The sequence below is a fragment of the Pseudomonas neuropathica genome, from assembly GCF_051174785.1.
Taxonomy (GTDB): Bacteria; Pseudomonadota; Gammaproteobacteria; order Pseudomonadales; family Pseudomonadaceae; genus Aquipseudomonas; species Aquipseudomonas neuropathica_A.
In genome coordinates this window covers 2,799,653-2,823,317 of record NZ_CP195111.1, presented here as the reverse complement: position 1 = coordinate 2,823,317, position 23,665 = coordinate 2,799,653, and the positions used below count along the sequence as shown (strand labels likewise).

At 59.8% G+C, this 23,665-nt stretch carries 20 protein-coding genes and 1 pseudogene; 10 read left to right on the top strand and 11 right to left on the bottom strand.

What is annotated here, in order from left to right:
* The first annotated feature begins 130 nt into the window (after positions 1 to 130).
* From ACRRSD_RS12850 to fdhA, 3 genes are all read left to right on the top strand, one after another.
* Positions 131 to 763 (top strand): sarcosine oxidase subunit gamma, encoded by a 633-nt coding sequence (locus ACRRSD_RS12850; protein WP_008086919.1) that lies wholly within the window; start codon positions 131 to 133, stop codon positions 761 to 763.
* A 222-nt stretch (positions 764 to 985) separates the two neighbouring features.
* Positions 986 to 1,843, top strand: coding sequence for a formyltetrahydrofolate deformylase (purU, locus tag ACRRSD_RS12845; RefSeq protein ID WP_435038269.1), 858 nt, complete (start codon positions 986 to 988; stop codon positions 1,841 to 1,843).
* Positions 1,844 to 2,016: 173 nt separating this feature from the next.
* Positions 2,017 to 3,216, top strand: coding sequence for a formaldehyde dehydrogenase, glutathione-independent (fdhA, locus tag ACRRSD_RS12840; RefSeq protein WP_016772834.1), 1,200 nt, complete (start codon positions 2,017 to 2,019; stop codon positions 3,214 to 3,216).
* 268 nt (positions 3,217 to 3,484) lie between these two features.
* Here the strand turns inward: fdhA and ACRRSD_RS12835 are convergent.
* A pseudogene (locus ACRRSD_RS12835) lies at positions 3,485 to 3,622 on the bottom strand (anti-sigma factor); the annotation flags it as partial.
* Between the two features lie 224 nt (positions 3,623 to 3,846).
* Between ACRRSD_RS12835 and ACRRSD_RS12830 the strand changes: the two are divergent.
* The gene (locus tag ACRRSD_RS12830) at positions 3,847 to 4,404 is read left to right on the top strand and encodes a DUF2780 domain-containing protein (protein ID WP_122599255.1); all 558 of its coding nucleotides are present in this window, start codon (positions 3,847 to 3,849) and stop codon (positions 4,402 to 4,404) included.
* Between the two features lies 1 nt (position 4,405).
* On the opposite strand, the gene ACRRSD_RS12825 is transcribed toward ACRRSD_RS12830, so the two are convergent.
* Complete coding sequence (locus tag ACRRSD_RS12825) at positions 4,406 to 5,293, bottom strand: acyltransferase (RefSeq protein ID WP_435038268.1); 888 nt, start codon at positions 5,291 to 5,293, stop codon at positions 4,406 to 4,408.
* 257 nt (positions 5,294 to 5,550) lie between these two features.
* On the opposite strand from ACRRSD_RS12825, the gene ACRRSD_RS12820 reads away from it, so the two are divergent.
* The 4 genes from ACRRSD_RS12820 (at position 5,551) to creD (ending at position 9,761) form a co-directional block, all read left to right on the top strand.
* Positions 5,551 to 6,054, top strand: coding sequence for an ATP-dependent zinc protease family protein (locus ACRRSD_RS12820; protein ID WP_007909997.1), 504 nt, complete (start codon positions 5,551 to 5,553; stop codon positions 6,052 to 6,054).
* A gap of 68 nt (positions 6,055 to 6,122) precedes the next feature.
* A complete protein-coding gene (gene creB / locus ACRRSD_RS12815; RefSeq protein WP_435038267.1) occupies positions 6,123 to 6,803 on the top strand; it encodes a two-component system response regulator CreB in 681 nt (226 codons plus the stop codon).
* Positions 6,803 to 8,221, top strand: coding sequence for a two-component system sensor histidine kinase CreC (creC, locus tag ACRRSD_RS12810; RefSeq protein WP_435038266.1), 1,419 nt, complete (start codon positions 6,803 to 6,805; stop codon positions 8,219 to 8,221). Before creB ends, creC begins: the two co-directional genes overlap by 1 nt.
* A 169-nt stretch (positions 8,222 to 8,390) precedes the next feature.
* Positions 8,391 to 9,761, top strand: coding sequence for a cell envelope integrity protein CreD (gene creD, locus ACRRSD_RS12805; protein WP_435038265.1), 1,371 nt, complete (start codon positions 8,391 to 8,393; stop codon positions 9,759 to 9,761).
* Positions 9,762 to 9,963: 202 nt separating this feature from the next.
* Here creD and ACRRSD_RS12800 read toward each other — a convergent pair whose 3' ends face one another.
* The 8 genes from ACRRSD_RS12800 to ACRRSD_RS12765 all read right to left on the bottom strand — a co-directional run bounded on the left by ACRRSD_RS12800 (position 9,964) and on the right by ACRRSD_RS12765 (position 19,234).
* Positions 9,964 to 10,593: a glutathione S-transferase gene (locus tag ACRRSD_RS12800; protein WP_435038264.1), complete on the bottom strand. Its 630-nt coding sequence runs from the start codon at positions 10,591 to 10,593 to the stop codon at positions 9,964 to 9,966.
* A 181-nt stretch (positions 10,594 to 10,774) separates the two neighbouring features.
* Positions 10,775 to 10,954: a hypothetical protein gene (locus ACRRSD_RS12795; protein WP_435038263.1), complete on the bottom strand. Its 180-nt coding sequence runs from the start codon at positions 10,952 to 10,954 to the stop codon at positions 10,775 to 10,777.
* Positions 10,951 to 12,081: a PepSY-associated TM helix domain-containing protein gene (locus ACRRSD_RS12790; protein ID WP_435038262.1), complete on the bottom strand. Its 1,131-nt coding sequence runs from the start codon at positions 12,079 to 12,081 to the stop codon at positions 10,951 to 10,953. The genes ACRRSD_RS12795 and ACRRSD_RS12790 overlap by 4 nt, the downstream gene beginning before the upstream one ends.
* A gap of 74 nt (positions 12,082 to 12,155) precedes the next feature.
* Positions 12,156 to 14,591, bottom strand: coding sequence for a TonB-dependent siderophore receptor (locus tag ACRRSD_RS12785; protein WP_435038261.1), 2,436 nt, complete (start codon positions 14,589 to 14,591; stop codon positions 12,156 to 12,158).
* 208 nt (positions 14,592 to 14,799) lie between these two features.
* The gene (locus ACRRSD_RS12780) at positions 14,800 to 15,774 is read right to left on the bottom strand and encodes a FecR domain-containing protein (RefSeq protein ID WP_435038260.1); all 975 of its coding nucleotides are present in this window, start codon (positions 15,772 to 15,774) and stop codon (positions 14,800 to 14,802) included.
* Positions 15,771 to 16,247, bottom strand: a complete 477-nt coding sequence (locus tag ACRRSD_RS12775; protein ID WP_007910013.1) for an RNA polymerase sigma factor — start codon at positions 16,245 to 16,247, stop codon at positions 15,771 to 15,773. The genes ACRRSD_RS12780 and ACRRSD_RS12775 overlap by 4 nt, the downstream gene beginning before the upstream one ends.
* Positions 16,248 to 16,595: 348 nt before the next feature.
* Positions 16,596 to 17,303: a 3'-5' exonuclease gene (locus ACRRSD_RS12770; protein ID WP_435038259.1), complete on the bottom strand. Its 708-nt coding sequence runs from the start codon at positions 17,301 to 17,303 to the stop codon at positions 16,596 to 16,598.
* Positions 17,300 to 19,234: a putative nucleotidyltransferase substrate binding domain-containing protein gene (locus tag ACRRSD_RS12765; protein ID WP_435038258.1), complete on the bottom strand. Its 1,935-nt coding sequence runs from the start codon at positions 19,232 to 19,234 to the stop codon at positions 17,300 to 17,302. The genes ACRRSD_RS12770 and ACRRSD_RS12765 overlap by 4 nt, the downstream gene beginning before the upstream one ends.
* A gap of 258 nt (positions 19,235 to 19,492) precedes the next feature.
* Between ACRRSD_RS12765 and ACRRSD_RS12760 the strand changes: the two genes are divergently transcribed.
* Positions 19,493 to 19,939, top strand: a complete 447-nt coding sequence (locus ACRRSD_RS12760; RefSeq protein WP_435038257.1) for a response regulator — start codon at positions 19,493 to 19,495, stop codon at positions 19,937 to 19,939.
* Between the two features lie 394 nt (positions 19,940 to 20,333).
* Here the strand turns inward: ACRRSD_RS12760 and ACRRSD_RS12755 are convergent, their stop codons facing one another.
* Positions 20,334 to 22,511 carry a malate synthase G gene (locus ACRRSD_RS12755; protein WP_435038256.1) on the bottom strand — a complete coding sequence of 726 codons (2,178 nt, stop codon included), beginning with the start codon at positions 22,509 to 22,511 and terminating at the stop codon, positions 20,334 to 20,336.
* Between the two features lie 443 nt (positions 22,512 to 22,954).
* Here ACRRSD_RS12755 and ACRRSD_RS12750 point away from each other — a divergent pair, with 443 nt between their 5' ends.
* Positions 22,955 to 23,473 carry a glycine cleavage system protein R gene (locus ACRRSD_RS12750; protein ID WP_311997901.1) on the top strand — a complete coding sequence of 173 codons (519 nt, stop codon included), beginning with the start codon at positions 22,955 to 22,957 and terminating at the stop codon, positions 23,471 to 23,473.
* Positions 23,474 to 23,665: the final 192 nt, after the last annotated feature.

Genomic DNA, 23,665 nt, shown 5'->3' with positions numbered 1-23,665 from the left:
TGTGGGCGGGCGGCTATTCGCGAGCAGGCTCGCTCCCACATTCGACCGCGTTCCCCTGTGGGAGCGAGCCTGCTCGCGAAAGCGGCAGATCAGCCACCGCAGGAACCAACAGAATTCAGGAAGGTGCTTTATGACCACAGCCAATGTTTACCAACAACGCCCGACCACCGGTGCCAAGGCCGAGTCGTCGCTGCACCATGCCGACCTCGCCAGCCTGGTCGGCAAGGGCCGCAAGAACGCCGGCGTGATCGTGCGTGAAAAGAAACTCCTCGGCCACCTGACCATTCGTGGTGATGGTCACGATGCCGCGTTCGCCGCCGGTGTGCACAAAGCCCTGGGCATTGAATTGCCCGGCGCTCTGAGCGTCATCGTCAAAGGCGAAACCAGCCTGCAATGGATGGGCCCGGACGAGTGGCTGCTGATCGTGCCAAGCGGTGAAGAATTCGCTGCCGAACAGAAACTGCGCGAAGCGCTGGGTGATCTGCACATCGCGATCGTCAACGTCAGCGGCGGCCAGCAGGTGCTCGAACTGAGCGGGCCGAACGTGCGTCAGGTGCTGATGAAGTCCACCAGCTATGACGTGCACCCGAATAACTTCCCGGTGGGTAAAGCGGTCGGCACGGTGTTCGCCAAATCGCAGTTGATGATTCGCCACACGGCCGAAGACACTTGGGAATTGCTGATTCGTCGCAGCTTTTCGGACTATTGGTGGTTGTGGTTGCAGGATGCTTCGGCTGAGTACGGGTTGAGCGTTCAGGCCTGAAGATCAAAAGCCCCCCTCACCCCAGCCCTCTCCCCCTGAGGGGGAGAGGGGGAAAGGGAGCAGATCTCGGGTGTTTTTGTGATCTATATTCACCCGCGATATTTCAGGTCGGCGTAGCTCGAAACAACACCTCGGTCAGTCCCCTCTACCTCCGGGAGAGGGCTAGGGTGAGGGGAAAAAATCCCCCTGACACCCCGCACAAAGAACAGGAGTCACCGCACCATGAGCCGCGCCCCAGACACATGGATTCTGACCGCCGACTGCCCCAGCGTCCTCGGCACGGTGGACGCGGTCACGCGTTTTCTGTTCGAGCAGGGCTGCTACGTTACCGAGCACCACTCGTTCGATGACCGCCTCTCCGGGCGTTTTTTCATTCGCGTGGAATTCCGTCAGCCCGATGGCTTCGACGAGCAATCCTTCCGCGCAGGCTTAGCCGAACGCGGCCAGGCTTTCGGCATGCTCTTCGAGCTGACCGCGCCGAACTACCGGCCAAAAGTGGTGATCATGGTCTCCAAGGCCGATCACTGCCTCAACGACTTGCTCTACCGCCAGCGCATCGGCCAGTTGTCGATGGACGTTGCTGCCGTCGTCTCCAACCATCCGGATCTGAAACCGCTGGCCGACTGGCACCAGATTCCCTACTACCATTTCCCCCTCGACCCCAACGACAAGCCGTCGCAGGAGCGTCAGGTGTGGCAGGTGATCGAAGAGTCTGGCGCCGAACTGGTGATCCTCGCCCGCTACATGCAGGTTCTGTCGCCGGAGCTGTGCCGCAAGCTCGATGGCAAGGCGATCAACATTCATCACTCGTTGCTGCCGGGCTTCAAGGGCGCCAAGCCGTATCACCAGGCTTATAACAAGGGCGTGAAGCTGGTTGGCGCAACGGCGCATTACATCAACAACGACCTCGATGAAGGGCCGATCATCGCCCAAGGCGTCGAGGCGGTGGATCACAGTCATTACCCTGAGGATCTGATTGCCAAGGGGCGCGATATCGAAGGCCTGACGTTGGCGCGGGCGGTTGGGTATCACATTGAGCGGAGGGTGTTTCTCAACGCCAATCGCACGGTCGTTCTTTAGATCGCTTTCGCGAGCAAGCTCGCTCCCACATTGGAACGCATACCCTTGTGAGAGCGAGCTTGCTCGCGAAGAGGCCATAACAGGCAACACATAAACAGCATCTGTACCCGAGCATTCAACGCGCTGCCTGCCTGGGCAACGCAGTTCCATAAAAACAACAGCGAGGTGAAAGCATGTCTGGCAATCGTGGTGTGGTGTATCTCGGCGCTGGCAAGGTCGAAGTACAGAAAATCGACTATCCGAAAATGCAGGACCCGCGCGGTCGCAAGATTGAGCACGGGGTCATTCTCAAAGTGGTTTCCACCAATATCTGCGGCTCCGACCAGCACATGGTGCGCGGCCGTACCACGGCGCAGACCGGTCTGGTGCTGGGCCACGAGATCACCGGCGAGGTGATCGAAAAAGGCTCCGACGTCGAAAACCTGAAAATCGGTGATCTGGTTTCCGTACCGTTCAACGTGGCGTGCGGGCGCTGCCGCTCCTGCAAAGAGCAACACACAGGCGTCTGCCTGACCGTTAACCCCGCCCGTGCCGGCGGTGCTTACGGTTATGTCGACATGGGCGACTGGACCGGTGGCCAGGCTGAGTACGTGCTGGTGCCGTACGCCGATTTCAACCTGCTGAAACTGCCGGATCGCGACAAGGCCATGGAGAAAATCCGCGACCTGACCTGCCTCTCCGACATTCTCCCGACCGGTTATCACGGCGCGGTGACGGCGGGCGTTGGCCCGGGCAGCTCGGTTTACATCGCCGGCGCCGGCCCGGTCGGTCTGGCGGCCGCTGCGTCCGCGCGTCTGCTCGGTGCGGCGGTGGTGATCGTCGGCGACGTCAACACCATCCGCCTGGCTCATGCCAAGGCGCAGGGTTTTGAAGTGGTCGACCTGTCCAAGGACACCCCTCTGCACGAACAGATCGCCGCACTGCTGGGCGAACCGGAAGTGGATTGCGCAGTGGACTGCGTCGGTTTCGAAGCACGCGGCCACGGCCACGACGGCGTCAAAGCCGAGGCTCCGGCTACGGTGCTCAACTCACTGATGGGCGTGGTTCGCGTTGCCGGCAAGATTGGTATCCCCGGCCTGTACGTCACCGAAGATCCAGGTGCCGTGGACGCCGCCGCGAAAATGGGCAGCCTGAGCATTCGCTTCGGTCTGGGCTGGGCCAAGTCGCACAGCTTCCACACCGGCCAGACCCCGGTGATGAAGTACAACCGCCAACTGATGCAGGCGATCATGTGGGATCGCATCAATATCGCCGAAGTGGTGGGCGTGCAGGTGATCAGCCTCGATCAGGCGCCGGAAGGTTACGGCGAGTTCGATGCGGGCGTGCCGAAGAAGTTTGTGATTGATCCGCATAAATTGTTCAGTGCGGCGTAAGGCTTAAGCGCAATACAAAACGGCGACCTCAGGGTCGCCGTTTTTTGTTGGAAGGCAAGGTCAAAAGCGACCCTCATCGGAACGCCGCCCGCCCAGCCCTCTCCCTGAGGGAGAGGGGGCCGACCGAGGTGTCTCGCGTCGTACATCGACCTGAAAGATCGAGTCGACTATGGATTCAACGCAAGTCTTTCACGTCGGCGTATTACGTCAATATCCCACGGTCAGTCCCCTCTACCTCTGGGAGAGGGCTAGGGTGAGGGGCTTTGCTTTACAGCGCCGCCAAGACCCCCTGATACAGAACCGGCCCCGTCGGCTGCCCGGTCGGTGAACCACCTTTAGGCTCAAGACTTACCGCCAGCGCAATCGGTTTACCGATCAAGGCTTTCTGCGCCTCGTTCAACTCCAGGCAAAGGCCGGGCGACGAGGGCTGGGCTCGGAATGTTCACAGGCTAGTTCAGCGACAGCGGTTGTGCCATTCATCGTGAGGGTGTCCAGGATTTCACGTTTTATACACGCAGGCCGGATGAAAATGGATGCGCCGCGCCGGAACATGCCGGCGGATACCCGGTCAAACCGGCAGTTTCACTGCCCACTCATTGGGTGGTTTTTACAGCGCAAGAGGATGTCTGAATGAAGATTTCACGCGGTTTTGCCTTGGCATCGCTCCTGACCCTGGCCGCCGGGCCGGTGTTTGCCGGTTTCAGTCTCAACGACGTCGCTGGTGCGGTTTCGGGGATGCAGGGCGGTGACAAGGCGGCCGCTGCGGCGCCGACCTCGGAAACCGCCGGTTTGCTCAGTGCTCTCAGTGCGCTGGATGTCACGCCGGAGCAAGCCGTTGGCGGCACCAGTGCGATGCTCGGGCTGGCCAAGAATCAATTGAGCAGTACCGATTATTCGCAGTTAGCCAAGGAAGTGCCGGGCATCGATAAGTTGTCCGGTGGCAGCGGCAATCTGGCGGCGCTGGGCGCCTTGCTCGGTTCGTCCGGCAAGTCCGCTGGGCTTGAGAATGCGCTGGGCAATGTGAAAGACACCAACGACCTGAACAACGCCTTCAGCGCACTGGGCATGGACAGCGGCATGATCGGCCAGTTTGCTCCGGTGCTGCTGCAGTATCTCGGTCAGCAGGGTGTAGGCGGTTCGCTGTTGAGCAGCCTGGGCAGCATCTGGGGCACCGGCACCGGTAGCTGATTCAGCCGCGCTCGCCGCGCAGTTCGGCGATGCGCTGATCCTTCTCTCTCCAGAGCTGGTTGACCCAGCTCTGGACTGTCTGGCGAAACGCCGGATCATTCTCGTAATCGCCCTGCCACAGCGCCGGGTCGAGTTCGCGGGTCTTGATGTCGATGATCACGCGCGGCACGTTGCCGCTGATCAGATCCCAGAAACCCGGAATGTTCGCCTGTGGATAAACCACGGTGACATCGAGAATCGCATCCAGCTGTTCACCCATTGCCGCCAACACAAACGCCACGCCACCGGCCTTGGGCTTGAGCAAGTGCTTGAACGGTGATTGCTGCTGTGCGCTTTTCGCGGCGGTGTAGCGCGTGCCTTCCAGATAATTCACCACGGTCACCGGCTGACGCTTGAACAGCTCGCAGGCCTGTTTGGTGATTTCCAGATCCTTGCCTGCCAGTTCCGGATTCTTCGCCAGAAAAGCCTTGGTGTAGCGCTTCATGAACGGGTAATCCAGCGCCCACCACGCCAGCCCCAGAAACGGTACCCAGATCAGTTCTTTCTTGAGGAAGAATTTGAAGAACGGCGTGCGCCGGTTGAGGGTCTGGATCAACGCCGGAATATCGACCCAAGACTGGTGGTTGCTGACCACCAGATACGAGGTGTCGCCGCGCAGATTCTCGCCGCCGCGAATGTCCCATTGGGTGGGGATGCACAGGCGGAAAATCAGCTTGTCGATCTCGGCCCAGGTCTCGGCGATCCACATCACCGCTCCCGATGCGTAGTCGCGCCAGCGGCCGGGAGCGACCAGTTTGAGCAGGGCAAACACCAGCAACGGCCCGATCAGGATCAGGGTGTTGAGCAACAGCAGCAGGGTGACGAAACAGCCGGTGAGCAGGCGGCGCATAAGCAACTCTTTGCAAACGGATGGGCGCGCCATGATAAGCAGCTTCGCGCGACAGGCCAAATCGGCGGTGACGAATGTTTCACTTCAGTCGCGTTAACCTGATCGTTCCCACGCTCTGCGTGGTAACGCCGCCCGGGACGCTCCGCGTCCCTGTGACGCAGAGCGTCACTGGATGCATGCCCACGCAGAGCGTGGGAACGATCAAGCGCGCAACGGTCTAAAATCCCGTTGCCCAACCTCTCAAGGAAGCCCCTTACGTGAAATCTCTCCTTGCACTGTTTGCCCTCGTCGCCCTGCCGGTCATGGCCGCCGAGCCGACCCTGTACGGGCGCTACGAATACATCGCGCTGCCGGAAATCGGCGGTGAAGTGCTCAAGGCCAAGATGGACACCGGCGCGCTGACCGCCTCGCTGTCGGCCAAGGACATCGAAACCTTCACCCGCGATGGCGATGAATGGGTACGGTTCCGCCTCGGCACCAAGGACGCCAGCAACAAGGTCTACGAACACAAGGTCGCGCGGATCAGCAAGATCAAAAGCCGCTCGGACGAAGAGGATGAGGGCGAAAGCACCGAAGTCGCCAAACGCCCGGTGGTCGATCTGGAGCTGTGCCTGGGCAACGTCAAGCGTACCGTCGAGGTCAACCTGACCGACCGCAGCAACTTCAACTATCCACTGTTGATCGGTGCCAAGGCCTTGCGCGAGTTCGGTGCGGCAGTGAATCCGGCGCGGCGGTTCACCGCCGACAAGCCGGACTGCTAAGTGGTCTCATTGACGTAACGTCAGGCTTGGGGCACCGTTCGCGCACTTAACCCACGGGCTCGGACGCCATGCCTCATATCCTGATTGTCGAAGACGAAGCGGCGATTGCCGACACGCTGATTTTCGCCCTGCAAGGCGAGGGCTTTAGCACGACGTGGCTGAGCCTCGGCGCGGCGGCGCTGGAGCATCAGCGGCAGACGCCGGCCGATCTGATCATCCTCGACATTGGCCTGCCGGACATCAGCGGTTTCGAAACCTGCAAACAGCTGCGACGTTTCAGCGAAGTGCCGGTGCTGTTTCTCAGCGCCCGCGATGCCGAGATTGATCGCGTGGTGGGGCTGGAAATTGGTGCCGACGATTATGTGGTCAAGCCGTTCAGCCCGCGTGAAGTCGCCGCGCGAGTGAAGGCCATCCTCAAACGCATGGCACCGCGCCCGATAATTGAAGCCACGTCGGCGCTGTTTCGTATTGATCCGGAACGCATTCAAATCATTTATCGCGGCCAGACCTTAAGCCTGACCCGCCACGAATTCCGCCTGTTGCAATGCCTGCTCGAACAACCCGAGCGGGTGTTCAGCCGCGAGCAATTGCTCGATGCGCTGGGCGTGGCGGCCGACGCCGGTTACGAGCGCAGCATCGACAGCCACATCAAAAGCGTGCGCGCCAAACTGCGTCTGGTGCGTGCCGACGCCGAGCCGATCCAGACCCATCGCGGCCTCGGTTACAGCTACAGCCCGGGGCACAGCTGATGTCGCTGGGGCTGCGGATCTTTCTGGTGTATGTGCTGTTTGTCGGCCTCACCGGCTATTTCGTGCTCAACACGGTGATGGAAGAAATCCGCCCCGGCGTGCGCCAGTCCACCGAAGAAACCCTGGTCGATACCGCCAACCTGATGGCAGAAATCCTGCGGGACGATTTCAAGGCTGGCACCCTCAGTGAGAACCGCTGGCCCCAGTTGCTGCGTGCTTATGGCGAGCGTCAGCCGCAAGCGAGCATTTGGGGCTTGCCGAAAAATCAGGTCAACCACCGCATCTACGTGACTGACGCCAAAGGCATCGTCGTGCTCGATTCCAGTGGTGTTGCGGTCGGTCAGGATTATTCGCGCTGGAACGACGTTTACCTGACCCTGCGCGGTGAATACGGCGCGCGTTCGAGCCGCAGCGATGCGAATGACGCGAGTTCGTCGGTGATGCACGTCGGCGCGCCGATCCGCGATAACGGCAAAATCATCGGCGTGGTCACCGTGGCCAAGCCCAACAGCTCCTTGCAGCCTTATATTGATCGCACCGAGCGGCGCTTGCTGTTTTACGGTGCGGGTTTGATCGGTCTCGGTCTGTTGTTCGGTGCCTTGCTGTCGTGGTGGCTGAGCCGCGCGCTGCACCGTCTGACCGGTTATGCCCAAGCAGTGAGTGAGGGCCGGCGGGTGGAAGTGCCACATTACCGTGGCGGTGAGCTGGAGCAACTGGCCACAGCGGTCGAGCAGATGCGCACACAGCTGGAGGGCAAGGCGTACGTTGAGCGCTACGTGCATACGTTGACCCATGAATTGAAAAGTCCGCTGGCGGCGATTCGTGGCGCGGCGGAGTTGCTGCAAGGGGAGATGCCATCGGTTCAGCGACTGCGCTTTGTCGGCAACATCGACAGCGAAAGTGCGCGGATGCAGCAGTTGATCGAGCGGTTGTTGAATCTGGCTCAGGTCGAGCAACGTCAGGGACTGGAAGAGCGGGTCGCTGTGCCGTTGGCGGCGCTGGTTGATCAATTGTTGCAGGGGCAGGCGGCGCGGATTGAAGGCAAGCAGTTGCGCATCGAACAGGCGATTGCGGCTGATCTTCTGTTGATCGGCGAGCCGTTTCTGCTGCGTCAGGCGCTGGGCAATCTGCTGGAGAATGCGCTGGATTTCACCCCGTCACAGGGGGTGTTGCGCTTCAGTGCCGAGCGTGTTGGCGAGCAGATTGAGTTGCGGTTGTTCAATGAAACCGCGCCGATTCCCGATTACGCTTTGCCGCGTCTGACCGAGCGTTTTTACTCATTGCCGCGTCCGGACAGTGGGCGCAAAAGTACGGGGTTGGGGCTTAACTTCGTTGAAGAGGTGGTCAAGTTGCATGGTGGGTCGATGCAGATTCGCAATGTCGAAAACGGTGTTGAAGTGATATTGCGCTTGCCTTGATACCGTCAAAAGATCGCAGCCTTCGGCAGCTCCTACATTGGATTGTGTACACCTGTAGGAGCTGCCGAAGGCTGCGATCTTTTGATCTTTCCACACAATCTCCATATTCCCCCCACATTCCCCTCATACAGCACCAGCAGACTCTGCCCATCCAAACAGGGAGAGTCCCATGAACAAGAATCTGACGATCAAGCTCGGCGCCATCGCTCTGCTGATCCTGCTGTTATTGATCCCGCTGCTGATGATCGACGGCGTCATCGACGAGCGCCAACAGTTGCGTGACGGCGTGCTCGAAGACATCGCCCGCAGTTCCAGCTACAGCCAGCAACTGAGCGGCCCAGTGATGGTGGTGCCGTATCGCAAAGTGATTCACAACTGGAAAACCAACGACAAGACCAACCAGCGCTACGACGAACCGAGCGAAGAGCGTGGTCGTTTGCACTTCCTGCCGGAGCGTTTCGAACTCGATGGTCAGGTGCAAACCGAGCTGCGTGCGCGGGGCATTTATGAAGCGCGGCTGTTCCACGCCGACAACCGCATCGATGGCCATTTCTCATTGCCTGCACAGTTGGGCATCAAGGAAGACTTCAGCGATTACCAGTTCGATGCACCGTTTCTCGCCGTCGGTATCAGCGACATTCGCGGCATCGAAAATGCCCTGAAACTGGAACTCGACGGCCAGCGTCTGGACTTCGTCCCTGGTACGCAAGTCGGTTGGCTCGGTGAAGGCGTGCGGGTCACGCTGCCGCTGCTCGACACCAGCAAAACCACGGAGCTGAGCTTCGGCTTCGACCTGCGTCTGCAGGGCACCGGTTCGTTGCAAGTGCTGCCAGTGGGCAAGAGCAGCAGCGTCAGCCTCACCGCCAACTGGCCACACCCGAGTTTTGTCGGCAACTTCCTGCCGGCCAAGCGTGAAATCAACGATCAGGGTTTCAGCGCCGATTGGCAGACCACGTTTTTCTCCACCAACCTGCAAGATGCCATGAGCCGTTGCGTGAGCAGCAATGATTGCGAGGTGTTCAACAGTCGCAGCTTCGGTGTGAGCTTCATCGACCCGGTGGATCAATATCTGAAGAGTGACCGGGCGATCAAATATGCGCTGCTGTTCATCGTCCTGACGTTCGCTGGTTTCTTCCTCTTCGAAGTGCTCAAGAGCCTGGCGGTGCACCCGGTGCAATACGCACTGGTCGGTGTGGCGCTGGCGTTCTTTTATCTGTTGCTGCTGTCGCTGTCGGAGCACATCGGTTTTGCCCCGGCGTATCTGTTGTCGGCCAGTGCTTGTGTGTTGTTGATCGGGTTTTATGTCTGCCATGTGCTGCGCAGTGTGCGTCATGGTTTGAGCTTTTCGGCGGGGCTGGCGGCGTTGTATGGCCTGCTCTATGGCTTGTTGAGTGCTGAGGATTACGCGTTGTTGATGGGTTCATTGCTGCTGTTCGGTCTGCTCGGTGTGTTCATGGTGCTGACGCGCAAACTGGATTGGTACGGGATTGGGCAGAAGCCGGGCAAGCCGTTGGAGTTTGATGTGGGGGCGATGCAATGAGCGGGTTGCGTGAAGACCAGCGGGAGGTAGAGGTTTTGCTGACACTGATTTTTGCAGCGCTGCCGCCGGAACCGAGGTGGTGCATTCGCGAGCAGGCTCGCTCCCACATTGAATTTATGTCGTTGCATCCATGGCATGAACAACACAATACAACTGTGGGAGCGAGCTTGCTCGCGAAGAGGCCGGAACAGGCGCCGCCGATTTAAGGCTTGGGCATCGTGGCGATCATGGACGGTCGCTGACTCACGTCAAAGAACCAGTTAGCCAATTGCGGATTGGCGTCACGCCAGCCCAGGTCAGGGAAGCGCAAATCGAGATAACCCAACGCACAGGCCACGCTGATGGCGGCCACATCGAAATGGCTGGTCAGCTCGGCAATGGCATCTTTTTCCAGCACAGCGAGGGCGCGGCGGATCTTGTCGCGCTGCGCTTCGAGCCATTCGTCCCAATGTTTTTCCGGAGCACGCAGGACCATTTCATAACGCACCATCACCGACGCATCCATGATCCCGTCAGCCATCGAGGCCAGGGTCAGACGCCGCCAGCGGGCCGCACCTTCACGCGGAATCAGCGGATTGCCGACGTGCTGCTGGTCGAGGTATTCGAGAATGACGCGGCTGTCATGGATGACATTGCCGTCGGCCAGACGCAGGGCGGGGATCTTGCCCAGCGGGTTGTCGGCATTGAGCTCGGCACTCGGGCTGACCGGGCTGAGCACGCAGTCTTGCAAGGCGACACGATCCTGCTGGCCGGTTTCGTGCAACAACACCATTACTTTGCGCACGAACGGGGAGAGCGTGTTGTGGTACAGGGTCATGCTGGGGGCGGACATTGGCAAACCTCGGTGATCGTCGAGAGCAGGAGGTTAGCCTAGCCAGATGCGGCGATGCTGGCGAGGAATTGATGGTGTATTTATTGCCGCCTTCGCGAGCAAGCTCGCTCCCACATTTGGAATGCGTTCCCCTGTGGGAGCGAGCTTGCTCGCGAAGGGGCCATGTCAGGCAGCGCAGACTTCACCCGCGCAGCAACAATCCCCTGATCGCCAGAAATGCCGGGACACCCAGCCCGATCCAGCTCAACGCATCCCAAATCCCATCTCCAAGCAACGCCGCAAACAACCCCGCTGCACTCAGCAGCGCAATCACGATCGGCGTGCTGAACACTTTCCAGAAATTCGACTGACGCGGCTTCATGCAGAGGCCTCCACCGTTTCCGCTACAGGCTTGGCCGCTTTGCGCCGCACCACCCACAGATACATGCCACTGCCGAGCACAATGATGGTCAGCACATCCAGCGTGGCCCAGAGGATTTTCATCGGCATGCCGCCGTAGTCACCGAAGTGCAGTGGTTGCGACATGCCCATGGCGTCCATGTACCACGGCCGTTCGGCCACAGCGGTGACCTTCAGGGTGGTGGCATCGATCAGCACCGGTGTCAGCAGGTGTGAAGTCAAATGCGTGCCGCCCTTCATGAACACCGAATAATGGTGTTCGCTGGAAAACCGCGTGCCGGGGAAGGCGATGAAATCCGGCTTCATGTCCGGTGCCACTTCGCCAGCGATATCGAGCAAACGCGTGGCTGGCGCCAGGTGGGTCAGCGGTGGCGCATCGCGGTAAGGTTCGATCAGCGCAGTCAATGCATCGTTGCGCCAGGCCGCAATCAACAAGTCGGCGCAGGCGCTGATCACGCCGGTCACGCCGACCACCAGCGCCCAGGTCAAGGTGACAACACCGATCAGGTTATGCAGGTCGAGCCAGCGCAACCTTGTGGATTTGTCCTGACGCACCGTGCCGAATTTCAGGCGACGCATGAACGGCAGGTACAACACCGTCCCGGACACGATCGCTACGACAAACAGTAGCCCCATGAACGCCAGCAGCAACTTGCCCGGCAGCCCGGCGAACATGTCGACGTGCAGGCGCAGGATAAACAGCATCACACCGCCGTTGGCCGACGGGGTTTCCAGCGCTTCACCGGTGCGTGCATCAAGCATGAAGGTGTGCGAGGAGTTCGGTTCGGTGCCGGCGGTTTTTGCCATGATCGCGAACGCCGCGTTCGGGTCTTCATCGTCATAGCCGAAATACTGCATGACTTCGCCCGGCCGATGTTTCTGCGCGGCATCCACCAGTTGCTGCAGATTGAGCTGCGGCGTGTCGGCCGGCATCTCACGCAGTTCCGGGGCGTTACCGAGGAGGTGGTCGATTTCATGGCTGAAAATCAACGGCAAACCGGTCAGTGCCAGCATCAGCAAAAACACGGTGCAGACCAGGCTGGTCCAGGTATGCACGAACGACCAGCGGCGGATTGTTTTACTTTTCATTTCATGACCTTCAAAAACACCAAAGCCGTCCACGGGGGACGGCCAGGTAACAGGGCCTGTTTCAGCTCAAGCGCTTACCACTTGTAGGTGGCGCTGGCGACGACGCTGCGCGTGTCGCCGTAGTAGCAGTAGAAGCTGTCGCAGGTGGAAATGTATTCCTTGTCGAACAGGTTGGTTGCGTTGACGGCCAGCGATGCGCCTTTGAGGCTGTTGTCCAGACGACCGAGGTCGTAATGCACCGAAGCGTCGAACACCGTGTAAGCGTCCGCTTTGCCCAGCCAGGTATTAGCCTTGTCGCCGTAAGTGTTGCCGGTGTAACGCACGCCACCGCCAATGCCGAAGCCGTCGAGGACGCCGGCGTGCCAGGTGTAATCGGTCCACAGCGACGCTTGCTGGTTCGGCATCAGTTGCAGGCGATTGCCCTTGTCGACGCCATTCTGCACTTCGGATTTGGCCAGGGTGTAGGCAGCGATGACTTTCAGGTTGTCGGTGACGTCGGAAACCGCTTCCAGCTCCAGGCCTTTGACTTTCACTTCGCCGGTCTGACTGGTGATCGAGACGTTGTTGACGAAGGTGTTGACCGAAACGTTCTTCTGGGTGAGGTCATACACGGCGGCGGTCAGCAGGGTTTTGCTGCCCGGCGGCTGGTACTTGATGCCCAGTTCCCACTGCTTGCCTTCGGTCGGCTTGAGCGAACCGGTCGAAGTAGCGTCGGCGCCCGTCGTTGGCTGGAAGGATTCGGCGTACGACAGGTACGGCACGAAACCGTTGTCGAAGACATAACTGAGCGCTGCGTTGCCGCTGAACGCTTTGTCGCGCTGAGTGTTGGTGGCATCGCCCTTGTTGATGAACTTTGTGCTGGTGTGCACCCAGTCTTCACGTCCGCCGAGGGTCAGGCGCCACTGGTCGAGGGCCATCTGGTCCTGGATGTACAGGCCGGTCTGGTAGGTCTTCTGGTCGTAATCGTAAAACGCGGTGGAACGCGCTGGACGAATGATCGGCTGGCCGTAGATCGGGGTGATCACGTTGGTGCCCGGAGTGGTATCCGAAAAGCCGAAGATCGAGGTGTAGTTGGTGTTGCTGCGCTGGTGATCAAGGCCCAGCAGCAGGGTGTGGCGGATGTCGCCGGTGGCGAAGTCGGCCTGGAAGTTGTTGTCCACGGCGAACTGGCTGATGTCTTCTTCGACGCTGGTGCTGGTGCGTCCGACATTGCCTTGATCATCCACCTCGGTGAATGGGTACGACCCCGGCGTCAGCGACTGGAACGACAGATCCGACTTGGTGTAGCGCAGGTTCTGCTTGAACTGCCAGACATCGTTCAGACGATGTTCGAAGGCATAGCCCAGCGCGTAGTAGGTGCGATCGTAATATTCCCAGTCCGGATCACCCAGATTCTTGTGGTGGGAAATATCACCGAACGGTGACTTGATCTTAGTGCCCTGCACCGGCAGGAACTGGCTGGTGATGCCGGTATCGTCGCGGGTGAACTGGCTCAGCAGGGTGAATTTGGTGTCGTCGTCGATGTTCCAGGTCAGGCTCGGTGCGATGTTGTAGCGCTTGTTGTCGACGTGATCGACCTGCGTGCCGCTGTCGCGCACCACACCGCTGAGGCCATAGAGAAACTGGCCGGCGTCATCGATCTTGCCGGTGCTGGCGAAGTTGATCTGGCGGTGGTTGTCGCTGCCGTATTGCAGCTGGATTTCGTTGCTGGCTTCAGCGCTTGGGCGACGGCTGACCATGTCGAGCAGGCCGCCCGGTGGGGTCTGGCCGTAAACCGAGGAGGCCGGGCCGCGCAGCAGGGCGAGGCGGTCGAGGTTCCAGGTTTCCTGTTTCGGGTTGGCGTACACGCCTTTTGGCAGTGGCAGGCCGTCGAGGAACTGGGTCGGTTCGAAGCCGCGCACACGCAGCCAGTCGGCGCGGGTGTCGCTGCCGTAGCTGCTGGCGGTGATGCCTGGCATGTAGCGCACAGCGTCGTCGAGACTGTGCACGCTGCGGTCGTCCATTTGCTGGCGAGTCGCGACGGAGATCGAGCGCGGTGCTTCGACCAGTGCGGTGTCGGTCTTGGTGCCGGCGGCGGTGCGAGTCGCGGTATAGCCTTCGGCCGGGCCCCAGGCGCTTTCGAAGTTTTCCACACCGATAACCGATGTTTCCGGCAGGGCCAGCGTTCCTTCAGGCACGGCCACCAGGGTGTAGGTGCCGGTGCTGCTTTGTTCCAGTTGCAGACCGGTGCCGCGCAGTGCCGCACGCAGGGCGCCCGCCGCGTCGTACTGGCCGTTGACCGGCGCTGAGGTTTTGCCAGCCGCCAGCGACGGATTCAACGACAGCGCAATGCCGCCCTGGCTGGCGATCTGATTCAGCGTGGTCGACAGTGGCGCCGCCGGCAGATTGTAGGCGCGCACGCTGGACGCTTGTTCAGCGGCGAGCAACGGACTGCTGATCAGCGGTGCGCTGAGCGCGATGGCGACGGCCAGCAGACTGGGGCGCAACAAGGTGTCTAGCGAACGGGACATACGGCGGCTCCTGAATGGAAATATTTCTCAATTGCCTGTGTGCCGGATGAAATTCGAAAAGTGATAGGGCTGGATGAAAATAATTTTTATTAGCCGGAAATAGTGTTGTGGCGGATGACGCTTTCGCGAGCAGGCTCGCTCCCACATTTGGAATGCATTCTCCTGTGGGAGCGAGCCTGCTCGCGAAAGGGGTGGTTCTGCCGGCCTGTTACTCAGGCTTTATATCGGCCTTCGCGACAGTGACCCAATACGGCGTATGCCGCTCGATCTGCACCGGCAGGGTCGGCAGCAATGCGCTCAAGGCCTTATCGGTGTCATGCAGCGGAAAGCTGCCGGTAATCCGCAGATCCGCCACGTCCGGCGCCACACCCAGATGCCCGCGACGATAACGCCCCAGTTCATGCACCAGATCGCTCAGGCGTGCGTTATCCACCACCAACATGCCGCGGGTCCAGGCATCGGCGCCGGGATTGAGCGCGACGATCGAGCCCAACCCGTCACTGCGCAGCAGCACTTGCTGGCCTTCATGGAGAATCTGCTCTTGAGGATTGGATTGCGGGTGCGCCGCGACCGCCGACTGCAACACGCTCAGGCGCGTGCCTGCTTCTTCACGCTTGACCAGAAACCGCGTACCCAGGGCGCGCATGCTGCCTTCGCGGGTCTCAACGATGAAGGGACGCGCATCGCCATGACCGGTTTCGACGAGAATTTCGCCTTCCTGCAGGACGATCAATCGGCGCTTTTCATCAAAACGCACGTCCACCGCACTGTGGGTATTGAGATTCAGCACAGTGCCGTCAGCCAGGCGCACGGTGCGCTGTTCGCCCGTCGCGGTGCGCTGATCGGCGAGCCAATAGTCCAGCGGCAGAAATCGTTCGCTGGCGAACAGACCTAAACCGATGACCAGCGCCACGCTGGCGAGCCCACTGCCAAGCTTGCGTACCCGTCGGCGAATACCCTCGCGCGACTGCAGCAAGGCACTGCGGGCCGGACCTTTGGCCACGCTGAAACGCTGATCGAGCATGCCCAGTTGCTGCCACGCGCGAGCATGTTCTTCATGGGCCGCATGCCATTTGGCGAACTCCTCGCGCTCCAGCGGGCTGCTCGAATCGAGGGTCAACTGCCAGGCAATCGCCGCGTCCAGCACATGGGCCGGCACCGGTCTGGAACTGGCCGGGCTCACGTCGGCTCACCGTACAGGGCGATGTAGCACTGACGAATGCCTTGCGCCAGATACTGGCGCACGCGCGGCACCGAAACGCCGAGCTTGTCGGCGATCTCGGCATGGCTGAGCCCGTCGAGACGGTTATAAAGGAAAGCGGCGCGGGCCTTGGTCGACAGTTTGCCGAGCAAGCGGTCGATGGCTTTGAGGTCTTCGAGGATCATTTGCTGTTCTTCCACCGACGGTTGCTCGCCTTCGGGGATCAGCATCAACTCGGTGAGGTAGGCCTGCTCCAGCGCCGCGCGGCGGAAGTAGTCGAACAGCAGACCCTTGGCGATCGCCACCAGAAAGGCGCGCGGCTCGCGCGGTGTCAGCATTTCGTTGCGACCGAGCAGGCGTACAAAGGTGTCCTGACTCAGGTCTTCGGCACGCTCTGGACACGCCACATTGCGCCGCAGCCATGCCAGCAGCCAACCACGATGGTCGCGATACATCGCACCGACGAGCTCACTGTTAGGGCTTTGGACTGACGACACCGGACATCACCGATTGGGAAATGTTAACTAACGCGAATTGTTCGCGATTGTGGCAGAGGTGGGAATGGTTAGCAATTGGCCACTGGTCAGGTGGGCGTTTAAAGGCAGACCCTCACCCTCTCCCGGGGGGAGAGGGGACCGATCGGGGGGATATTGACGCAATACGCCGACGTGAAAGATTTCTGCTGAATCCATAATCGACTCGGTTTCTCAGGTCGATGGAAAACCCGAGACACCTCGGTAGGCCCCCTCTCCCTCCGGGAGAGGGCTGGGGTGAGGGGGATGGATCTTGGACTTGATTCAACTTCAGAGCGACGGCGCCTGCTGCCGCCGCTTCCACTGACTCAACCGCTGCTGCAAATTCAACGGACTATGAATCTGCTGCCCCCGCGCCCGGCTGAACAGAATCAAACACAGTTCCGCCGTCGCCAACGCATCGGCACTCGCGTTGTGCCGCTCGAACACCTCAAGCTTGAACCACTCGATCCACTCATCCAGCCCGGCCTCACGAATATTCGCTTGCGGACACACCAGCGGTGCAATGTCGGCGACATCCAGAAACACCTGTTGCAACTTGTGCCCCAGATGCTCCTTCAACGCGCGCCCCAGCATGTGCTGATCGAACGGCGCATGAAACGCCAGCACCGGGCTGTCACCGACAAACTCCATGAACTCCAGCAACGCCTCGGCCGGCTCACTGCCCGCCGCAATCGCACTCGGCCCCAATCCGTGAATCAACACACTGGGGCTGAGCTTCAGTTCGCGACATTGCAGCGTGCGCTCGAACTGCTGGCTGAAATCGATCGCGCCATCCTCGATCACCACCGCGCCAATCGACAGCACCCGATCCTTGTTCAGGTTGAGTCCCGTGGTTTCCAGATCCAGCACCACCCAGCGCTGTTCACGCAACGTGCATTCGCGCAGTTCGGTGATCGCCGGCAGCTTCGCCAGACGCTGCTGGAAATCCACCGGCACCACCGCACTCGTCGGACGCAGCCACGAAAACAGGCTCATAGCTGATACCGCAACGTCAGGCTGCTTTGCAGGCGCTGGGCCTGACGCAACGATTCACGCAGGATGCGCCGGTCGAGGTGATTGAGGCTGTCCGGGTCGACACGGTTGGAGTACGGCAGGTTCTCGCGGGTCTGCAGTTGATGCTGTTGCATGCGCGTCTGCTGAATGAAGTGATAGGCCTCTTCATACGCCGCGCCATCCAGTCGCTCGATGACTTCTTTCTCGACCAACTGACGGAAGCGTTCGAGGGTGTTATTGGCGTCGATGCCGTTGGCCAGCGCGAGCAATCGCGCGCCATCCACGAACGGCGTCAGCCCCTGCACCTTGAGATCCAGCGTAGCTTTCTCGCCATTCTTGCGCGCCAGCACAAACTCGCGGAAACGCCCCACCGGCGGACGATTGCGCAAGGCGTTCTCGGCCATCATGCGCTGGAACAAACGGTTGTCGCCGACCTGATCGAGAATGCCCCGGCGCAGTTGTTCACAGCCTTGTTCATCACCCCAGACCACACGCAAGTCGAAATAAATGCTCGACCCGAGCAGATTCTCCGGCGTCGCCTCACGAATAAAAGCTGCAAAGCGCCGTGCCCATTCTGCCCGTGACAGACACAGCTCGGGGTTGCCGGCCATGATGTTGCCCTTGCACAGGGTGAAGCCGCACAGCGCCAGACTCTGGTTGATCTGCTGGGCAATCGGCAGCAGCTTGCCGCGAATCTCCGCCGCATGCGCGGCATCGCGGGCGTCGAACAGAATGCCGTTGTCCTGATCGGTGTGCAGCGTCTGCTCACGGCGGCCTTCGCTGCCGAAACACAACCAGCTGAAGGGCACGCCGGGATCGCCTTTTTCGGCGAGGGTCAGTTCGATCACTCGGCACACGGTGTGGTCGTTGAGCAAGGTGATGATGTGGGTGATCTGCGTCGAGGACGCGCCATGGGCGAGCATGCGTTCGACCAGTTGGCCGATCTCGCCACGCAGGCTCACCAGTTGTTCAATACGCTGAGCGCTGCGAATCGTTCGCGCCAGATGCACCAGGTCGACCCGTTGCAGCGAAAACAGATCGCGCTCGGAGACCACGCCGCACAGGCGCTGATCCTTGACCAGACAGACGTGGGCGATGTGCCGTTCGGTCATGGCAATCGCCGCATCGAAAGCACTGTGATCCGGCGAAAGATAAAAGGGCGAAGGCGTCATGTGACGCTCGATGGCTTCGCCGAACTCGCCGATGCCTTCAGCCACCACGTGGCGCAGATCGCGCAGGGTGAAAATTCCCAGGGGGGCCTTGTGTTCATCCACCGCGACGATGCTGCCGACCTGCTGCTCGTGCATCAGCTTCACCGCTTCACGCAATGGCGTGTCGCGGTTGCACGTCACCGGGTGCCGCATCGCCAGTTCGCCCAGTCGGGTGTTCAGCGAGTATTGGGTACCGAGGGTTTCCACGGCTTTCTGCTGCACCTGCTGATTGACCTGATCGAGCAGGCTGCTGACCCCGCGCAAGGCGAAGTCGCGAAAAGTGCTTGAGAGGGCGAACAGCTTGATGAACGCCAGTTTGTTCAGTTGCAGGCAGAAAGTGTCCTCGCCGGCCAGATGTTCAGTGCGGGTCGCGCGTTCACCGAGCAACGCGGCTAGCGGAAAACATTCGCCGGTGGTGATTTCAAACGTGGTTTCGGTGCCGGGTTTGGTGATGTGCTGACGTTCGCCGACCACCCGACCTTGTTTGACGATATAGAAATGTTCGACCGGGCCGTCGGCGGGTTTGATGATGCTCTCGCCCTGGCCGTAGAAACGCAGCTGACATTGCTCCACCAGATAAGCCAGGTGGGCGTGTTCCATCTGATTGAAGGGCGGGAAGCGCTGAAGGAATTGCAGGGTGCCCTGAATGTTCTGCAATACCGCGGTTTTCCCTGCCTGGGTGAAGGCGTCCGCTTTACTCATAACCATTACCGCAGTCTTTTTCGAATTGTTGTTGTCGGATCGTTGCAGCCATGGTCGACCCCTGCGGGCAGGGTGCCCATTGGACGTAAGTCTAGGTTTTGCCACCATTGGCGCAGTTTCGGAGATGCCCTACGCAAACAGTCGGAAATTCCCTGGTTTGCCCCCTTGGAAAAAAATCCGACGAAGTGCACATTGAAGCTCTGCCCAGCGATGTCTGACCACTTGCCAGGTGATTGATTTGCACACTTAGAGAACGCTATGTCCGACCACGATATTTTGAGCGATGCGGAGCGAGAAGCGCTCAGTGCAGTCATGCTCGAACCTGATCTGCCACCTCAGCGTGTATTGATCGTTGATGACGACAAGGACGCCCGGGAGCTGTTGTCGGAGATTCTCGCGTTGGACGGTATTCGCTGCATGACCGCAGCCAGCGGTGAGACTGCGCTGAAGATGCTGGAGGAGAAACCTTCGATCGGGCTGGTCATCACCGATCTGCGCATGGGCAATGTCGATGGCCTGGATCTGATCCGTCAGGTGCGTGAGTCGGTGCGAGCGGCGATGCCGATCATCATTGTTTCGGGTGATGCCGATGTGAAAGACGCAATTGCGGCGATGCATTTGAGCGTGGTGGATTTTCTGCTCAAGCCGATTGATACGGACAAGTTGCTCGGTCTGGTGAAACATGAATTGGGGATAGAACCTTAAGAGCCCCTCACCCTAACCCTCTCCCAAGGGGAGAGGGGACTGACCGAGGTGGATGTGCAAGGTACACCGACTTGAAATTCCTGAGCCGAACTCAGGTTTTGAAAAGCACCAATATCTGCTCCCTTTCCCCTCAACCCTTGGCAATTCCTGAGCCGAGCTCAGATTTTGAAAAGCGTATAGATCTGCTCCCTTGCCCCCTCTACCTTTGGCAATTCCTGAGCCGAGCTCAGATTTTGAAAAGCATATAGATCTGCTCCTTTTCCCCCTCTAGCCCTTGGGGGAGAGGGCTGGGGTGAGGGGGATGGATCTGAAGCTCACCACAAATACCAGCCCACACCGCACAAACAAAAAAGCCCTGATCTCTCGACCAGGGCTTTTTCATATCTACGCAAATTTACAGGCCGTTAGCCGCTTTGAACTCACGACGACGACGGTGCAGCACCGGCTCGGTGTAGCCGTTCGGCTGTTTGGTGCCCTCGATCACCAGTTCGACCGCCGCCTGGAAGGCGATGTTGCTGTCGAAGTTCGGTGCCAGCGGACGGTACAGCGGATCGTTGGCGTTCTGACGATCCACCACCGGCGCCATGCGCTTGAGGCTTTCCATCACTTGCGCTTCGGTGACGACGCCGTGGCGCAGCCAGTTGGCAATGTGCTGGCTGGAGATACGCAGCGTGGCACGGTCTTCCATCAGGCCGACGTCGTTGATGTCCGGCACTTTCGAGCAACCAACGCCCTGGTCGATCCAGCGCACCACGTAACCGAGAATGCCCTGGGCGTTGTTGTCCAGTTCGTTCTTGATTTGCTCTGGCGTCCAGTTCGGATTGACCGCCAGCGGGATGGTCAGGATATCGTCCACCGAAGCGCGGGCACGTTTGGCCAGTTCGGCCTGGCGGGCGAACACGTCGACCTTGTGGTAGTGCAGCGCGTGCAGCGCAGCAGCAGTCGGCGATGGTACCCAAGCGGTGTTGGCGCCGGCCAATGGGTGCGCGATTTTCTGCTCAAGCATCGCGGCCATCAGGTCGGGCATCGCCCACATGCCTTTACCGATTTGCGCGCGGCCTTGCAGGCCGGTGCTCAGACCGATATCGACGTTCCAGTTTTCGTAGGCGCCGATCCACTTCTCAGCCTTCATATCAGCCTTGCGCACAACCGGGCCGGCTTCCATCGAGGTGTGGATTTCGTCGCCGGTGCGGTCGAGGAAACCGGTGTTGATGAACACCACGCGCTCGCTGGCCGCCTTGATGCAGGCCTTGAGGTTAACCGTGGTACGGCGCTCCTCGTCCATGATGCCGACTTTCAGCGTGTTGCGTTTCAGGCCCAGCACGTCTTCGATGCGACCGAACAGCTCGTTGGTGAACGCCGCTTCTTCCGGGCCGTGCATCTTCGGTTTAACGATGTACACGGACCCGGTGCGAGTGTTGCGGCGCGAGGTGTTGCCATTGAGGTTGTGCATCGCCGCGAGGCAAGTGACCAGACCGTCGAGGATGCCTTCCGGCACTTCGTTACCTTGACTGTCGAGGATCGCGTCGATGGTCATCAGGTGACCGACGTTGCGCACGAACAACAGCGAACGGCCGTGCAATGTCACTTCACCGCCATTCGGCGCGGTGTAGGTGCGATCCGGGTTCATGGTGCGGGTGAAGGTCTGGCCACCCTTGGACACGGATTCCGCCAGGTCGCCCTTCATCAGGCCGAGCCAGTTGCGGTAGATCACCACTTTGTCGTCGGCATCGACGGCGGCCACGGAGTCTTCGCAGTCCATGATGGTGGTCAGAGCCGCTTCCATCAGGATGTCTTTGACGCCGGCCGCGTCGGTCTGCCCGACCGGGGTGCTGGCATCGACCTGGATTTCGAAGTGCAGACCGTTGTGTTTCAGCAGAATGGCGATTGGCGCGTTGGCGTCGCCCTGGAAACCGATCAGTTGCGCATCATCGCGCAGGCCAGTGTTGCTGCCGCCCTTGAGGGTGACCAGCAATTTGCCGTCAGCGATTTTGTAGCCAGTCGAATCGACGTGGGAGCCGGCGGCCAATGGTGCGGCTTCATCGAGGAACGCGCGGGCGAAGGCGATGACTTTGTCGCCACGCACCTTGTTGTAGCCTTTGCCCTTTTCCGCGCCACCGTCTTCGCTGATCGCGTCGCTGCCGTAGAGGGCGTCATACAGCGAACCCCAGCGGGCGTTCGAGGCATTGAGAGCGAAGCGGGCGTTCATCACCGGCACAACGAGTTGCGGGCCGGCGGTACGGGCGATTTCATCATCGACGTTTTGCGTCGTTGCCTGGAAATCAGCCGCTTCTGGCAGCAGATAACCGATTTCTTGCAGGAAGGCTTTATAGGCCACGGCGTCGTGCGCCTGACCGTTGCGTTCCTGGTGCCAGGCATCGATACGAGCCTGGAAGTCATCGCGTTTGGCGAGTAGGGCTTTGTTCTTCGGCGCCAGGTCATGAATGACCTTGTCGGCACCTTCCCAGAATTTGTCGGCGGTGAGGCCGGTACCGGGAATGGCTTCGTTGTTCACGAAGTCGAACAGGACTTTGGCGACCTGCAGGCCACCGACTTGAACGTGTTCAGTCATTGCTTGCCTCACTCTGCTCAGCTATTTCGCTTTTCAGCTCTTCAATTTGACAATGAAGCCTCTGGCCATTTAAACCACAAACCTGCCGACCAGTACATGCCATTGCGGGCGGCTGGGCTGGGACCAATCAACGGCTTGGGGCCTTGCTGACGGGGCTTTCAGGGTTGCGAACAGGCCTTGGGCAGACATCGATCCGGCGTTATGTAGTGCGCGCTGCGGCATACTACATGATGAGTTGCGCTTGTGAAAATCAGACTAATTACGTCGTTCTGCGGCCTCATGTCGCATTGCGGTCACATCGCGGAACGGGATGTTCTCAAAAAACAGATAGATTGTTCCAGCTAAATATAAAAAGTTGTACACGATTTGTCGTTTCGAGCGTCTGAGGCGGCTGACCGTCCCTTGCCTATACTTGCCCTTCTACAACACAAGAGGGCTGCGCCATGGACCATCTCGTACTCACCGTATTCGCCCCGGACAAGCCCGGGCAGGTCGAGCGCATCGCCCAATGCATTGCCGAACACGGCGGTAACTGGCTGGAAAGCCGCATGTCGCGCATGGCCGGGCAGTTCGCCGGGATTCTTCGGGTGGGAGTGCCGGCAGAGGCTTACGACGAATTAGTCGATGCCTTACAAGCACTGTCTGCTCATGGCATCCGCGTGCTGATTGCCGAAAGCGGTATCGAGCAGTCCTGCACCTGGAAACCGATTGCCATGGAATTGGTAGGCAATGATCGGCCCGGCATCGTTCGCGACATCACCCGGCTGTTAAGCGAACAGGGCGTCAACCTGGAAAGACTGGTAACCGAAGTGCGTCCGGCACCGATGAGCAGCGAGCCACTGTTCCACGCCGAAGCGATTCTTGCGGTACCGCTGACACTGTCGCTCGACGTTTTGCAGTCGCGCCTGGAAACACTGGCCGACGATCTGATGGTGGAGCTGGTGTTACGCACAGACATTTAAGTGTCGGTGGGGTTATCCAGTTTAAACGTGCACCTGCCTGTGGATAACCTGTAGAGACAGCCCGCCACGCCACAGCCGCCGTGGCTTTGCGGTAACTGATCAAAAAACCGCCGGCAATCAGTGACTTGCGCACAAACGGCGGGGATCACGCTGTGGATAACCTTGGGAAGGAACGATGCAGGCCACGAGAAT

Bases quoted from the DNA above. Each gene is read 5' to 3' on its own strand.
- ACRRSD_RS12850 (WP_008086919.1), top strand. From the start codon at position 131: ATGACCACAGCCAATGTTTACCAACAACGCCCGACCACCGGTGCCAAG.
- purU (WP_435038269.1), top strand. From the start codon at position 986: ATGAGCCGCGCCCCAGACACATGGATTCTGACCGCCGACTGCCCCAGC.
- fdhA (WP_016772834.1), top strand. From the start codon at position 2,017: ATGTCTGGCAATCGTGGTGTGGTGTATCTCGGCGCTGGCAAGGTCGAA.
- ACRRSD_RS12830 (WP_122599255.1), top strand. From the start codon at position 3,847: ATGAAGATTTCACGCGGTTTTGCCTTGGCATCGCTCCTGACCCTGGCC.
- ACRRSD_RS12825 (WP_435038268.1), bottom strand. From the start codon at position 5,293: ATGCGCCGCCTGCTCACCGGCTGTTTCGTCACCCTGCTGCTGTTGCTC.
- creB (WP_435038267.1), top strand. From the start codon at position 6,123: ATGCCTCATATCCTGATTGTCGAAGACGAAGCGGCGATTGCCGACACG.
- creC (WP_435038266.1), top strand. From the start codon at position 6,803: ATGTCGCTGGGGCTGCGGATCTTTCTGGTGTATGTGCTGTTTGTCGGC.
- creD (WP_435038265.1), top strand. From the start codon at position 8,391: ATGAACAAGAATCTGACGATCAAGCTCGGCGCCATCGCTCTGCTGATC.
- ACRRSD_RS12800 (WP_435038264.1), bottom strand. From the start codon at position 10,593: ATGTCCGCCCCCAGCATGACCCTGTACCACAACACGCTCTCCCCGTTC.
- ACRRSD_RS12795 (WP_435038263.1), bottom strand. From the start codon at position 10,954: ATGAAGCCGCGTCAGTCGAATTTCTGGAAAGTGTTCAGCACGCCGATC.
- ACRRSD_RS12790 (WP_435038262.1), bottom strand. From the start codon at position 12,081: ATGAAAAGTAAAACAATCCGCCGCTGGTCGTTCGTGCATACCTGGACC.
- ACRRSD_RS12785 (WP_435038261.1), bottom strand. From the start codon at position 14,591: ATGTCCCGTTCGCTAGACACCTTGTTGCGCCCCAGTCTGCTGGCCGTC.
- ACRRSD_RS12775 (WP_007910013.1), bottom strand. From the start codon at position 16,247: ATGTATCGCGACCATCGTGGTTGGCTGCTGGCATGGCTGCGGCGCAAT.
- ACRRSD_RS12770 (WP_435038259.1), bottom strand. From the start codon at position 17,303: ATGAGCCTGTTTTCGTGGCTGCGTCCGACGAGTGCGGTGGTGCCGGTG.
- ACRRSD_RS12765 (WP_435038258.1), bottom strand. From the start codon at position 19,234: ATGAGTAAAGCGGACGCCTTCACCCAGGCAGGGAAAACCGCGGTATTG.
- ACRRSD_RS12760 (WP_435038257.1), top strand. From the start codon at position 19,493: ATGTCCGACCACGATATTTTGAGCGATGCGGAGCGAGAAGCGCTCAGT.
- ACRRSD_RS12755 (WP_435038256.1), bottom strand. From the start codon at position 22,511: ATGACTGAACACGTTCAAGTCGGTGGCCTGCAGGTCGCCAAAGTCCTG.
- ACRRSD_RS12750 (WP_311997901.1), top strand. From the start codon at position 22,955: ATGGACCATCTCGTACTCACCGTATTCGCCCCGGACAAGCCCGGGCAG.